The sequence below is a fragment of the Rhodococcus sp. IEGM 1406 genome (assembly GCF_030056745.1).
GTDB classification, from domain to species: Bacteria; Actinomycetota; Actinomycetes; order Mycobacteriales; family Mycobacteriaceae; genus Rhodococcus_F; species Rhodococcus_F erythropolis.
This window is the reverse complement of record NZ_JASHKO010000007.1, coordinates 144611-157363: the sequence shown is the minus strand read 5'-3', so window position 1 is coordinate 157363 and position 12753 is coordinate 144611. Positions and strand designations below refer to the sequence as shown.

10 protein-coding genes are annotated in these 12753 nt (G+C 63.5%); 6 read left to right on the top strand and 4 right to left on the bottom strand.

Going from position 1 to position 12753, the window contains the following annotated elements:
• The first annotated feature begins 9 nt into the window (after positions 1-9).
• Positions 10-906 (top strand): cutinase family protein, encoded by an 897-nt coding sequence (locus tag QM596_RS27435; RefSeq protein ID WP_020905644.1) that lies wholly within the window; start codon positions 10-12, stop codon positions 904-906.
• Here QM596_RS27435 and QM596_RS27430 read toward each other — a convergent pair whose 3' ends face one another.
• Entirely contained in the window at positions 907-1467 is a 561-nt protein-coding gene (locus QM596_RS27430; RefSeq protein WP_264613702.1) for a DUF732 domain-containing protein, read from the bottom strand.
• Between the two features lie 212 nt (positions 1468-1679).
• Here QM596_RS27430 and QM596_RS27425 point away from each other — a divergent pair, with 212 nt between their 5' ends.
• Together QM596_RS27425 and QM596_RS27420 are read left to right on the top strand one after the other, a co-directional pair.
• Positions 1680-2552: a hypothetical protein gene (locus tag QM596_RS27425; RefSeq protein WP_020968016.1), complete on the top strand. Its 873-nt coding sequence runs from the start codon at positions 1680-1682 to the stop codon at positions 2550-2552.
• 150 nt (positions 2553-2702) lie between these two features.
• The gene (locus QM596_RS27420) at positions 2703-3428 is read left to right on the top strand and encodes a single stranded DNA-binding domain-containing protein (RefSeq protein ID WP_283310376.1); all 726 of its coding nucleotides are present in this window, start codon (positions 2703-2705) and stop codon (positions 3426-3428) included.
• Between the two features lies 1 nt (position 3429).
• Here QM596_RS27420 and QM596_RS27415 read toward each other — a convergent pair whose 3' ends face one another.
• Positions 3430-4332: an SDR family NAD(P)-dependent oxidoreductase gene (locus tag QM596_RS27415; protein WP_020968018.1), complete on the bottom strand. Its 903-nt coding sequence runs from the start codon at positions 4330-4332 to the stop codon at positions 3430-3432.
• A 361-nt stretch (positions 4333-4693) separates the two neighbouring features.
• Between QM596_RS27415 and QM596_RS27410 the strand changes: the two genes are divergently transcribed.
• Positions 4694-6313, top strand: coding sequence for an ABC transporter substrate-binding protein (locus QM596_RS27410; RefSeq protein ID WP_195791692.1), 1620 nt, complete (start codon positions 4694-4696; stop codon positions 6311-6313).
• Between the two features lie 83 nt (positions 6314-6396).
• Here QM596_RS27410 and QM596_RS27405 read toward each other — a convergent pair whose 3' ends face one another.
• On the bottom strand, positions 6397-8709 hold the full coding sequence (locus QM596_RS27405) for a thiamine pyrophosphate-binding protein (protein WP_283310374.1): 2313 nt from the start codon (positions 8707-8709) through the stop codon (positions 6397-6399).
• Between the two features lie 292 nt (positions 8710-9001).
• The gene (locus tag QM596_RS27400) at positions 9002-9322 is read right to left on the bottom strand and encodes a UBP-type zinc finger domain-containing protein (protein WP_019746256.1); all 321 of its coding nucleotides are present in this window, start codon (positions 9320-9322) and stop codon (positions 9002-9004) included.
• A gap of 26 nt (positions 9323-9348) precedes the next feature.
• On the opposite strand from QM596_RS27400, the gene QM596_RS27395 reads away from it, so the two are divergent.
• Positions 9349-10944 (top strand): Na+/H+ antiporter, encoded by a 1596-nt coding sequence (locus tag QM596_RS27395; RefSeq protein ID WP_020905652.1) that lies wholly within the window; start codon positions 9349-9351, stop codon positions 10942-10944.
• A 182-nt stretch (positions 10945-11126) separates the two neighbouring features.
• On the top strand, positions 11127-12746 hold the full coding sequence (locus tag QM596_RS27390) for an ABC transporter substrate-binding protein (protein WP_020968021.1): 1620 nt from the start codon (positions 11127-11129) through the stop codon (positions 12744-12746).
• Positions 12747-12753 lie beyond the last annotated feature (7 nt).

Here is a 12753-nt window from a genome sequence, read left to right as displayed (position 1 = left end):
GGGAGTTTCATGCGTGCGAGGCGTCTCGTTGCGGTGTTGTCGGCACTAGCTGCGGCAGTAGTGGTACCGGTTGTCAGTTCTCCCGTGGCGTCGGCTGATCCCTGCCCCGGTCTGTACGTCGTGGCCATTCCGGGAACCTGGGAGCCTTCTGGTACTTCTCCCGGTGCCGGCATGCTTGCCCCGGTCACCAACGGCCTTCCCGGTTCCGTACGCACCGATTACGTCACGTACTCGGCAACGGCCTTCCCGTGGGAGTCCAACGTCTACGCCAAGTCGAAGCAGCAGGCCGTCGACAACGCCCGCGGCATGATCGCCGCGATGGCCGCCTCGTGCGGTGACACCCGCTTCGCGATCGTCGGATACAGCCAGGGCGCCGACGCGGCAGGCGATCTCGCAGCCGAGATCGGAACCGGCATCGGCGTTGTTCCCCCGACTCGCGTCGAGGGCGTCGGCCTCCTGTCCGATCCCCGCCGCTCCGAGTCAGACGTCCTGATCGGACCCGCTGTCGGAGGCAACGGAGCCAGCGGCGCTCGCATCGGTGGATTCGGTTGGCTGTCAGGCAAAACGGTGACGCTGTGCGCCGTCGGTGATCTGTACTGCTCGACGCCCAAGGACGATTTCGTGATGCGTCTGGCCGGATTCATGGCTCAGGTTTCCGACCCCACTCCCGCAAACGCTCTCTCGCTGCGCGACGAGGCCGCCGTGATCGTCAACGATCTGGTCACCGCAGGCGGACTCCCCGCACTGATGGCTCAGCTCGATCCAGGCGCGAACTCGCGGCGCGTCGATCAACTGGTCGCCTTCTACGGCTCGCAGGTTCACACCGACTACACGCGTTACGTCGTTGACGGCGCAGGCAATTCGGCCACATCCTGGCTGCACAACTGGTTGGCCGGCAAAGCCTGATCAGCAGTACGTCTGCTCCGCGGTGTCGACGTAGATCTCGGCGATCCGCTGCGAAGACATCGGCGTGATCTGTGAGTACACCTCGCCGACGGAGTTGAACTCCGCCAGCACCTCGGACCGCGGCATGCCGTCGGCCAGCGCCTTGCAAGTGCCGTCGGCGTAGAGGATCTCTGCGGAATCCATTCCGGCGGGCGGGATCCCGGCCAGACGTAGTGCAGCGATGTACCGCTGTCCCTTCTCGCCTGCGTTCGCGACGATCTCGTCCGGTGACCGGGCGTCGATCGGTGAGTTTGCCGGTGGCGCTACCTGTGGCGCTACCGGCAGCGACACCTGCGGGGGCGTCGATTCGACGACGCTCGGCGCGGCTTCCGGAGTTGCGGCAAGCGGGCTGGTCGGCAGCGCCGACAGGGACTCGGGGGCAGCTGAACTCGACGTTGCCGCGATCGACGTGCTGGTGGCAGCAGAAGTGGATTCCGCTGCGTTGCTGTCGGATTGGCTGCTGCAGCCGCTGAGGAGTAGGCCCGCTGCCGCGACGCAGAGGACCAGTCTGTTCGTGTTCATCACCCGTGAGTGTTACACACCGTACCGCTTAGTTTGTCCGTTTTAAGGAAACTCCCTTTTGCCCTGTTTTTAAGTCGAAGTCCTGTGATATACATCTGTTCAGTTGTTACTTGTGAGTAGGAGCACACCGCAAGACCTTGTCGGCGGCGGTCGAAACACAAGCAATGACTGCGAGTTTCGTCCCCCATCACATAAACGGCAGGGAGAAATCAGTGCAGAAATCTCACAAGAACGGCAACAGACGTCTCGGCACGCGCGTGGCCGTTATTGCAGGTACCGCAGGTGCAGTGCTGGCTTTTGCAGCGCCGATGGCCTCGGCTCAGGACCCGGTCGACAATTCGGTACCCGGTGCCGCAGTGTGTCCGGCTACTGCCGAATCCTGTGTGTCGGTAGTGGTTCAGAGCGGAACCTTCGACAACAACGGCTTCAACCTCCCGATCGGAAAAGGCGACATGATCATTGCCGCCGAGGCCGGCTCCGGTGAAGGTGAGTCCACCGTTCTTCTCCCGCGCGACGACGGACACAACGGTGTCTACTCCAAGCCGCTGACGGTTCCCGGCGGCGTTCTCGGAATCGATCTTCCGTTCGGCAATCTCTTCGGCCTGGCCGCAGTAACGGCCGAGGTGGAGGCAACGGCTGCGCCGACTCTCAACGGAATCATCACCGACATGGATCTGAGCATCCCGGTGCGGATGAAGATCAACAACGCGTTCCTCGGTGACAACTGCTACCTGGGTTCCGCGGCGGCGCCGGTGAATCTTCGTCTCGCGCCTGACCCGTCGGTGGTACCGACCTACACGGTGCTTCCGTCGACTGCGCTGAAGGTGAGCCCGGTCGGGAACGAGGCCACCGGCTTCGCGCTGCCCGCTGCCAGTGGTTGCGGACCGTTCGGAGTGCTGAATCCGATCGTCAACTGGCGAGCAAAGGTGCCGGCCACTTCCGGAACCTCGCTCAGCACGATCTCCGACGCCTACCTGTATCCGGGCGGGCTCACCGGTAGCGATCCTCTCGACGATCTCGGTGGCGGAACAGGATCCAGTGGTTCCAGTGGCTCGAGCGGTTCGTCCGGAAGCTCCGGTTCCTAGAAACTCGGATGCCTAGACGCAGCGGTGGTGACGGAATGTCACCACCGCTGCGGTGTCCGACCTGTAATAACCTGTGCCTCAGGGTGGGCGAAGGCGGCACTCCATCAGGAGAACCTGCGCGGCCACGAAATCACAGGGGAGTCCTCAAACATGTTTCGAGACAGCGTTCTTGCCGGTTCGGTCCTGCGTCGAGGTGTGACGGCGCTGGCAGTTGCGGCCGCGGCCACCATGTTTGTCGGCACCGCAGCAACGGCGGAGCCGGCAGCAGTTGTCGGTGAGGTGTCCGCGGACTCCATCGCGGCAGCCCGTGCGCAGGCCATCGGAACGACGGTCACCGTCGCGGGAACCGCGACTACGCCGTCCGGAGTGTTCGAATCCAGCTTCTACGACAAGGGCTTTGGTCTCCAGAGCGGCAATTCGGGCATTTACATCAGCGATCCGAACAACTCCGGGATTGCTCTCGGCGATCAGGTTCAGGTCACCGGAGTCCTCGCGGATCAGGAAGGCCTGCTCGTCGTCCGCCCGACTGCCGTCGAGGTAATCGGCACGACCACCCAGATCAGCCCGGCGCGATTGCCCCTCAATGCAATCGGTGAGGGCAGCGAAGGTCGTCTCGTGACGGTGTCCGGGATCGTGAGCGGACCCGTCGTCGACGATCTGCCGTACGGTCACAAGATCCTGGTGTCCGGCGTCGAAGGAAACACCGTCATCTTCGTCAACACCCAGACCGGAATCGACGTCGATGCCGTCGCCGTCGGACGCCCGATCACCGTCACCGGCTTCAGCGGCCAGTACGCCAGCACCTACGAGGTTCTTCCCCGTTCGGAAGCCGATGTGCAACAGGGTTTCACGGGCAGCTTGAGTTTCGGAAGCTGACCTAGATCTCGAACCGAGCTCCGACGCGCATCGACCCGGGAGACAACCGGCTGATCGTGCGTCCGAGCTTGGCTTCGACGGTCACGGGCACCACGGCCTTGTTCGTGCGAACTGCTTTCACGATGGCACTGGCCACCCGGTCGGGGGTGAAGTTGCGCTTGCGGTAGAAGTTGTCGACCTTGGTCTGATTCTCGAGTTGTTCCTCGGCGGTGGTCCCGGCGAACTCGGTGGTCTTGAGGATGTTCGTGTGCACGAGGCCGGGGCAGATGGTGCTGACGCCGATGCCGTGTGGAAGCAGCTCTGCCCGTAGGCAATCCGAGAGCATGAATACCGCTGCCTTGCTTGTCGAATACGCGGTGAGGGCCTTCTGGGGTGTGTAGGCGGCGGCCGAGGACAGGTTGACGACGTGTCCGCCGGTTCCCCGGTCGATCATCATCGGGGTGAATGCCCGGCAGCCGTAGACAACTCCCCAGAAGTTGATGTCCATGACGCGCTCGAACTGGCGCTGCTCGGTGTCGGCGAATGTGCCGGAGAACCCGATTCCAGCGTTGTTGACGACGATGTCCGGCACGCCGTGATGCGCCGCGACTGTCTCCGCGAATCGGATCACGGCCTGTTCGTCGGACACGTCGACCTGGTAGGCGTGCGAACCGCCACCGAAAACCGCTTCGGCTCCGCTGGCCTGAGTGGGTGTGTTGATGAGTGCCGCAGTGTCCTGCGCGCTTTCGAGGTTGATGTCGGAGACGACGACGATAGCTCCCTGGGCCGCGAAGGCGAGGGCCGTTTCACGCCCGATGCCGCTGCCTGCACCGGTGACAACTACGAGCGTGCCGGTGAGGTCGCGTAGTCGACGCTGCAACTTCGTGCCGCGTCGCCAGCCGGTGACGTCCTTCAGTAGCCCCATTGGTTGCCCTTTTCGTGTGTACGTTTGCGGCGTGTGTCTCTAGCTGACTTCCCCTCTGCGAAAGGTATCCGATGAGGGGGCTTCGTGTCGTACGAGTCGTTCGAGTCCGCACATCTGCAGGCTGCACTGGCAGCGGCTGCCCACTCCTCGACGCTGCTCCGGCGATTCACCCGTTGAGGACACTCGAATCGGAATGAATTCCTGACCTTCGCTAACGGCCTGACCTGCAAATGTCGCTCGAAAACTGAACAATCTTCTCGCTGCATTCCACTGAGCGGGACCTGCGACTAATACCTGTGCCTTACATCACAAACTGTCTCGACAATGCTTCACATCACAGTTTCTGACCTGGAGGTTTTGAATGAGTCGCAGTTCTCGGCGCGGTCACCGCAAGGTTGCCGCCGTCGCGCTGGCTGTCTCCGCCGGCCTGTTCGTCTCGTCGTGCGCTGACAGCGGGAACGGAGGTGGGAGCGGCGACGCACCGGATTCCGGTTCAGGGTTGTCCATCGGCCCGGTCAACGAGCAGTCCGGCGAGGGTGACGCGGTCAAGGGCGGCACGCTCACGTTCAGCGGGTACTCCGCTGTCACGAATCTCGACCCTGCGAAGACGCAGATCGCCGGTTCGGTCGCCGGTTCGGAGCTGGGCGCCATCTACGACACCCTGCTGCGCTACGACCCGGCGTCGAAGGAATTTGTTCCGAAACTCGCGGAGTCGATGGAACCGAGTTCCGACTTCAAGACGTGGACTCTCGAACTGCGCGACGGCGTGAAGTTCAGCGACGGCACTCCGGTGGATTCGGCGGCCGTTTCGGCGAGCCTCAATCGCTACGTCACCAACAAGGGGCCGCAGTCGAGCCTGTACGCGTCGAAGATTGCGTCGGTCGACACCCCGGACGCGTCGACGGTCGTCTTCAATCTTGTCGACCCGTGGACCGGTATCGAGTCACTGCTCTCCACCGGACCCGGCATGATCGTCGCGCCGAGCGCCCAGCAGGGCGATCAGTTCACCCCGATCGGCGCGGGCGCGTTCACCCTCGAGAAGTTCGCTCCCAACGAGGAATTGATCCTCGACGCTCGGGAAGACTACTTCGACGGTGCCCCGAACGTGGACAAGCTGCGGTTGATCAGCATCGTCGGTTCACAGTCCACCACCGAATCCCTCAAGAGCGGCGGCACCGACGTCGCGTACATGCGTTCGCTTCCGAACGTCCTGGATCTGATCGACTCCGGCTACCCGGGCTTCGTCGACATTCCGTCGCTGTCGTACCTCTCGCTCGTCAACACGGCTCCCGGTCGTCCCGGTGCCGACGTGCGGGTGCGTCAGGCATTGGCGCTCGCGACCGATCCCGTCGCTCTCGACAACCGACTCAACGAAGGTAAGGGTCTACCCGGCCAGGTCATCTTCCAGGACACCTCTCGCTGGCACAACGACGTCGCTCCGATCGGCGTAGACACCGCCAAGGCGAAGCAGCTTCTCGACGAGGCCAAGGCCGACGGTTTCGACGGCAAGATCACATACCTGACGCTGCAGGAGAATTCGGCGCAGGCGATGGCTCTGGCGTTGCAGTCGATGGCCAACGCCGTCGGTTTCGATTTCCAGATCGAGTACGTCAACTCGGTTGCCGACGTCGTCAAGCGTTTGTACGCCGACCGCGACTTCGACATGGCAACAGGTTCCGCCAACCTCGCGGAAGCCGATCCGTTCGAGCGTCTGTACTCGAACCTCAAGACCGGTGGGCGAAACAACGCCGCGAGTTTCTCCGACCCCGAGATGGATACGCTGCTCGACCAGCTGGGTGTAGCGACGTCGAACGACGCGAAGATCGAGGTGCTCGCCAAGATCCAGGAGCGCGCCAATGAGGTTGTGCCGTGGCAGGTTTACGGCAATACCCCGTGGCTCGGTGTGTGGGGGCAGAACGTCCACGGCATTCAGCAGAGCCTGGACGGAATCATGTTCTTCGACAAGGCCTGGAAGAACTGAAGGCCTCTGAAGAACTAAAGAACTGATCAGACCCGAGAAGCGTCCCCGCGGGGACGCTTCTCGGCATCAGAGAGTGTGGCCGATCAAGAAGTGAGATCGAGGGCGGCGCGAACGATGCTGTCGGAGTCGAGGCCGTGGTACCGGTAGACGTCTTCGAGTGAACCGACCTGACCGAACCGGCTCACTCCGAGCGCAGCACCCGGGACATTGTTGATTCCCGTCAGGAACGCGAGGGTGTGCGGGTGCCCGTCGAGAACGGTCACCATCGGCGCTGACCGGCTGCTCGGAAAGACCTGATCCAGGATCCACGACGGACCGTCCGCGAGACCGCGCCGAGACTGGAGTGCTTCGAAGAGCAATCCGGGGCTGGTCACGCACACGACGTCGGCGGAAATGCCTTGCTCGCCCAGTCTTTCGGCGGCGACAAGTGTTTCGGTGACGGTGGCACCCATGCCGACCAGGGTGATGGCCGGATCAGGGTTGTGCCGCAGCGTGTACGCGCCGGCCACCACCTGACGTCGGCGGCGTTCTCGCGCAGCCGGATCGGTCGGCACCGCGGCCAAGGCCTGATCGACCGGACGGGTCGACAGACGCAGATACGACGAGCTGCCGTCTGGTCGGCCGAGGCGTCCGATGCTGTCGAGGAGCGTCCACTCCACGTCGACGGCGAATGCCGGTTCGAAACTGACGCATCCCGGCTGTTCGAGTCCGATGGACGGGGTCTTGATCGACTGGTGCGCACCGCCTTCGGCTGCCAGGGTGACGCCCGACGGAGTGCCGACCATGATCGACTGTCCACCGGCGTAGATGCCGTACGACCACGGTTCGAGAGCCCGCTCGATGAAGGGGTCGTACATCACGCCGATCGGGAAGAGCGGCTGGCCCCAGCGACTCCAGGTTGCACCGAGTTCGCCCATCAGCCCGACCAGGTTGGTCTCGGCGATACCGAGTTCCATGTGCTGACCGGTGGGCTTCTCACGCCAGTGCATGATCGTTTCGGCGTCGTCGGCAAACCAGTTGTGCCGCTCGTTGGGGGACCAGACCCCGACCTTGTTCAGCCACCCTGCCAGGTTGGTGGTGGAACTGACGTCCGGGCTCAGTGTGACAACACGTTTCGCGGCGTCCGGCGCCTCTCGGCTGAGGTCGAGTAGCACCCGGCCGAGAGCTGCCTGAGTGGTGGATGTGCCGGAGGGGGTACGGCCGATGTCCGCCGGAACTGCCGGGGGCATCAGATGCTCCACCTTCGGGCGAGCCAGGCGCTCAGCGGTTTCGGCGCAGATGCGGCCAGACGGGCCGTCCGCCTCGAACCGTTCCCAGGGCTTCGACGGATCCATGCCGAGTTCCGCCGCCAGAATCTCGTACTGCTCGGTGGTGAGCAGCGACGAGTGGTTCTGCGGATGGCCCTGCGTCGGCAGGCCCCGACCCTTGATCGTGTACGCGATGATCACGGTGGGACGGGTGTCGTCGATCTGCGCGTACGCCTCTCGCAGAGCGTCGAGGTCGTGGCCACCCAGATTGCGGATGGCCTCGAGCACCGTGGCGTCGTCGAGGTCGTTGATCAGCGCCGTGATCGCGTCGGCGTCCGCCGCGTTGCCGGGCAGTCTCAGACGTACTTCGTCGGCCGTGCATCGCAGCAGGCGCTGGTACTCCGGATTCGGCATGTCCAGGATTCGTTCGCGCAACGCGCTGCCGCCCGGCCGGGTGAACAGTGATTCCAGCAGCGCACCGAACTTCACGGTGATGACCTGCCAGCCCGCACCCGAGAACATGCGCTCCAGGCGGGTTGCCGCGATGTTCGGCACCACCCGGTCGAGTGATTGGCGGTTGAGGTCGACTATCCACACGATCTCACCCAGTTCGGCAACCGAATGATCGAGAACTGCTTCCCACACAGCGCCCTCGTCGAGTTCGGCGTCACCGACCAGGGAGTACTGACGCCCGGTTCCGGCGCCGCCGAGGGAGGCGTCGACGTATCGGCGAGCGATGGCGCCCCAGATGGGAGCCGTCGCGCCGATGCCCACCGAACCGGTCGAATAATCCACCGGATCAGGATCTTTTGATCGACTCGGGTAGCTCTGCAGGCCCCCGAATTCGCGCAGAGTCGTCAGGTAGGACTCGTCGAGTTCACCGAGCAGATAGTTGATGCCGTGGAGCACCGGCGCCGCATGCGGCTTGACGGAAACCCGGTCGCCGGAACGAAGTTGGCCGAACCACAGCGACGTCATGATCGAAACCATCGACGCGCATGAGGCCTGATGGCCGCCGACCTTGAGCCCGCTGGGATTCGGACGGACACGGTTGGCGTGATGGATCATCGCGGTCGACAACCACAGAACGCGCTTCTCGATCTCCGCCAGTGACTCGGGAGCGTTCTGGTCGATGTTGGGGCTGTTCATGGCCGGTCCTGCCTTCAGTAGTGGACATCGATCACCGCACCGCCTGTACCCCAGATCGTGGGGCCGACGATGTGGTTGTGATGTTTGGCAGGACTTCCTGAGGCCGAACCGTTCGGTGCGGCAAAGTTCAGCCGCACCTGTCGATCTGTTGTGCAGATTCTGCGTCAAAGTCCATCATCGGCATACAGATTGGGCAATAGCTACCCAGTGGATTGAGCAATGTGCGCAACACCGAGGCCTGTGCGCCGTGCGAGGTGGGCACTATGCGCAGTGCACTGCGAGTCGTGCGCGTTCAATCCATCAGATCGTGAACGTAGCACCAGCGCCAGGATTCGCCGGGCTCGTGCGAGCGCATGACCGGGTGCGCGGTGTCGCGATAGTGGTTGGTCGCGTGCTGATGGGGGCTGGAATCGCAGCACCCGACGTGGCCGCAGGACAGGCACATGCGCAGGTGAGACCAGTTATCCTCGCCCAACTCGGCGCACTCCTGGCAGACGCCGGGCGTCAGCGCCGCCGGGTCCGTTTCGGGCGCATTGGTTAGTTCCTCGCAACCGGTCGGAGCGGGTGCGGGCTGCTGTGTGCGAGCTGCTGCTCGCTTCAGGATTTTCTTCATCGCCTTCCATACTGCATGCTGCCAGAGTGAACGGCATATTACTGGGGGTTGTAGTAGCGGCGTTGCTGGTGGCGGCGGTCGCGCGAAGGTTCGGATTGTCTTCGCCGCTGATCCTTGTCCTGGTCGGTTTGATCGCCTGCCAGATACCCGGTGTTCCGGAGTTGGAGCTCGATCCGGACCTCGTCCTGTTCGTCGTGTTGCCTCCACTTCTGTACTCGGCGGCGCTGGACAGTTCATACCTGGCACTGCGGTCCAATCTGCGTCCGATCGGATTTCTCGCAGTGGGGCTTCCCCTGGCGACGACGGCAGCGGTGGGCTTTGTCGCCTACCTGATCGTCCCGGAGTTCTCGATTGCGGCCGCACTGGTTCTCGGCGCCATCGTGGCGCCGCCGGACGCGGTGTCCGCGAGCGCAATCGGACGCAAGCTCGGTCTGCCGCGCCGAATCATGACCCTGCTGGGCGGGGAGAGCCTGCTCAACGACGCCACCGCTCTGACGGCCTACAAGGTTGCTCTCGCCGCGGCGGTGGGTACCGGTGCGACACTGATCGGCGGCTTCGAGACCTTCCTCGTCGCAGCGGTCGGTGGAACGGTGATCGGCCTCGCGGTGGGCTTTGTCATCTCGAAGGTTCGCGGCAAACTGCAGGATCCGGTGATGGAGAGTGGAATCGGATTGGTGGTGCCGTTCTTCACCTACCTGGCTGCAGAAGAGGTCCACGCGTCGGGCGTCATCGCGGTCGTCGTAGCCGGATTGTTCCTCGGCCAGCGCTCCACGCGCGCGAGTTATGCGACGCGCTTGCAGGACACGGCAGTGTGGAAGGCCGTCGACCTGATCCTGGAGTCCTTCGTCTTCCTGTTGATCGGGCTCCAATTGCCCAGTGTTGTCAACGGATTGCAGGGGTACAGCACCTCGATCGTCGTCTGGGCGTCGATTGCCGTGCTCGTGACCGTCGTGGTGGTGCGGATCGCCTGGGTGTTCCCGTTCACGTACGTACCGCGTTGGCTGTCGCCCCGTATCCGAGCGAGGGAGCCGGAGATTTCGGCGCGGGCAGTGTTCGTCGTGTCGTGGGCCGGTATGCGAGGGGTCGTGTCGCTGGCTGCTGCCTTCGCCATTCCGTTGACGGTCAACAGTGGTGAAGACTTCCCGGGCCGTTCGCTGATCCTGTTCCTGACGTTTGTCGTCGTGGTCGGCACGCTGCTGCTGCACGGCCTGACGTTGCCGTGGGTCATCCGTGTCCTCGGTGTGCAAGGAGACGAGGAGCAGTCCGACGCACGCGCCGAGGCGGCGGCTCAGGACAAGGCTGCGCGCGCCGCTGCAGCGCGTCTGGACGAATTGGTCGGAGCAGACGCCGACGACGTCCCTCAGGTTCGGAATCGTGCCGCAGACATTTTGCGGAGCTGGAACACCCACCGCGCGAACTCGGCGTGGGAGCGACTGGGACGCAGCGACGAGGATCTGGGGGAGAGCCCGTCGAACGCCTTCCGCTCGCTGCGCCTCGAGATGATCGATGCCGAGCGAGGTGTGTTCATCGCCGAGCGCGATGCCGGCCGGATCGACGACGAGGTTCTCCGCAAGGTACTTCGAGAGCTCGATCTCGAGGAAGCCACGCTCGACCGGGACTAGACCGGCTGGTCTGATGTCGGTGAGGGTAATCGCTGGCCAGGGTCGGTTTACCTGGCCGTTGAGGCCTGCAACTTAACCGATTCCACTGAGCGAGACTCGATCCAATTTTCTGTGCCTCCCGTCACAGACTGTTTCGTGTTCAACATCACGTCACGGTCTTACCCCGCCTTGGAGGCATTCGAATGAGTCGTAGTTCCCGCCGCGGAAGTCGCAGATTGGCTGCGGCTGCGCTGGCGATCACCGCAAGTATGTTCCTGGCGTCGTGCGCCGACAACGGCTCGAGCAATGGCGGCGGCGAATCCGCTGATTCCGGTTCCTCGCTGAAGATCGGCATGGTCAACGAGCAGGCCGACCCCGGCACTCCCACCAAGGGCGGCACGCTGACGTTCAGCGGCTACTCGGCGGTCACGACTCTCGATCCCGCGAAGGCTCAGGTTGCCGGCGCCACCGGCGGCAGCGAGCTCAGCGCCATCTACGACGTGCTCATGCGCTACGACCCCATCGGGCAGAAGTTCGAGCCCAAGCTCGCCCAGTCGCTCGAAGCGAGTTCGGACAGCAAGACCTGGACGCTGAAGCTCCGCGACGGTGTGAAATTCAGCGACGGAACAGCTTTCGATTCCAAGGCAGTGGCGGACAGCATCAACCGCTACGTCACCAACAAGGGACCGCAGTCGAGCCTGTGGGCTTCCAAGGTTGCCTCGATCGACACCCCCGACGCGACGACTGTCGTCTTCAACCTCGTTGATCCGTGGACGGGCATCCAGTCGATGCTCGCTACCGGACCCGGCATGATCGTCGCCCCGAGCGCGCAGCAGGGTGACCAGTTCACCCCGATCGGTGCGGGCGCGTTCACTCTCGAGAAGTTCGCTCCCAACGAGGAACTGCTCTTGGCTGCTCGCCCCGACTACTACGACGGCGCACCGAACATCGACAAGCTCAAGCTGATCAGCATCGTCGGCGCTCAGCCCACCGCTGAAGCCCTCAAGACGGGCGGCATCGACGCCGCGTACATGCGTACGCTCACCCCGATCCTGGATCTGATCGAGTCGGGTTACCCCGGCTTCGTCGACATCCCGTCGCTCGGTTACATCGCGAACGTGAACATGGCCCCGGGTCGCCCGGGCTCGGATGTTCGTGTCCGCCAGGCGATGGCGCTTGCCGTCGATCCGGAGACGCTCAACACCCGCGTCAACAACGGCAAGGGACTGCCCGGCCAGGAGATCTTCCAGGACACCTCGCGCTGGCACAACGACGTCGCACCGATCGGCGTCGATCCCGCCAAGGCGAAGGAACTGCTCGATCAGGCCAAGGCCGACGGCTACGACGGAAAGATCACCTTCCTCTCCATCCAGGAACCGTCCGCCCAGGCAACGGCTCTGGCCATCCAGGCAATGCTCAACGCTGTCGGATTCGACGCTCAGATCGAATACGTCACCGGTGCAGGTGATCTGGTCAAGCGGATGTATGCCGATCACGACTACGACATGAGCACCGCAGCACTGAGCCTCGCCGAGGCCGATCCCTACGAGCGTCTGTACACGGGCATCAAGTCCGGCGGCCGTAACAACGCCACCGGCTACTCCGACGCCGAAATGGACGCTCTCCTGGACAAGTTGGGCGTCGCAACCACCGACGACGACAAGAAGGCAGTCCTGGCACAGATTCAGGAACGCGCCAACGAGACCGTCCCGTGGCAGGTGTGGGGCAACGTCGCCGCACTCGACGTCTGGAACCAGAACGTTCACGGTCTCGAGCAGAGTCTCGACGGAATCGTGCTCTTCGACGGAGCTTGGAAGTCCTAGAGAGCCT

Coding starts and splice junctions, on each gene's coding strand:
- QM596_RS27435 (WP_020905644.1), top strand. CDS start 10: ATGCGTGCGAGGCGTCTCGTTGCGGTGTTGTCGGCACTAGCTGCGGCA.
- QM596_RS27430 (WP_264613702.1), bottom strand. CDS start 1,467: ATGAACACGAACAGACTGGTCCTCTGCGTCGCGGCAGCGGGCCTACTC.
- QM596_RS27420 (WP_283310376.1), top strand. CDS start 2,703: ATGTTTCGAGACAGCGTTCTTGCCGGTTCGGTCCTGCGTCGAGGTGTG.
- QM596_RS27415 (WP_020968018.1), bottom strand. CDS start 4,332: ATGGGGCTACTGAAGGACGTCACCGGCTGGCGACGCGGCACGAAGTTG.
- QM596_RS27410 (WP_195791692.1), top strand. CDS start 4,694: ATGAGTCGCAGTTCTCGGCGCGGTCACCGCAAGGTTGCCGCCGTCGCG.
- QM596_RS27405 (WP_283310374.1), bottom strand. CDS start 8,709: ATGAACAGCCCCAACATCGACCAGAACGCTCCCGAGTCACTGGCGGAG.
- QM596_RS27400 (WP_019746256.1), bottom strand. CDS start 9,322: ATGAAGAAAATCCTGAAGCGAGCAGCAGCTCGCACACAGCAGCCCGCA.
- QM596_RS27390 (WP_020968021.1), top strand. CDS start 11,127: ATGAGTCGTAGTTCCCGCCGCGGAAGTCGCAGATTGGCTGCGGCTGCG.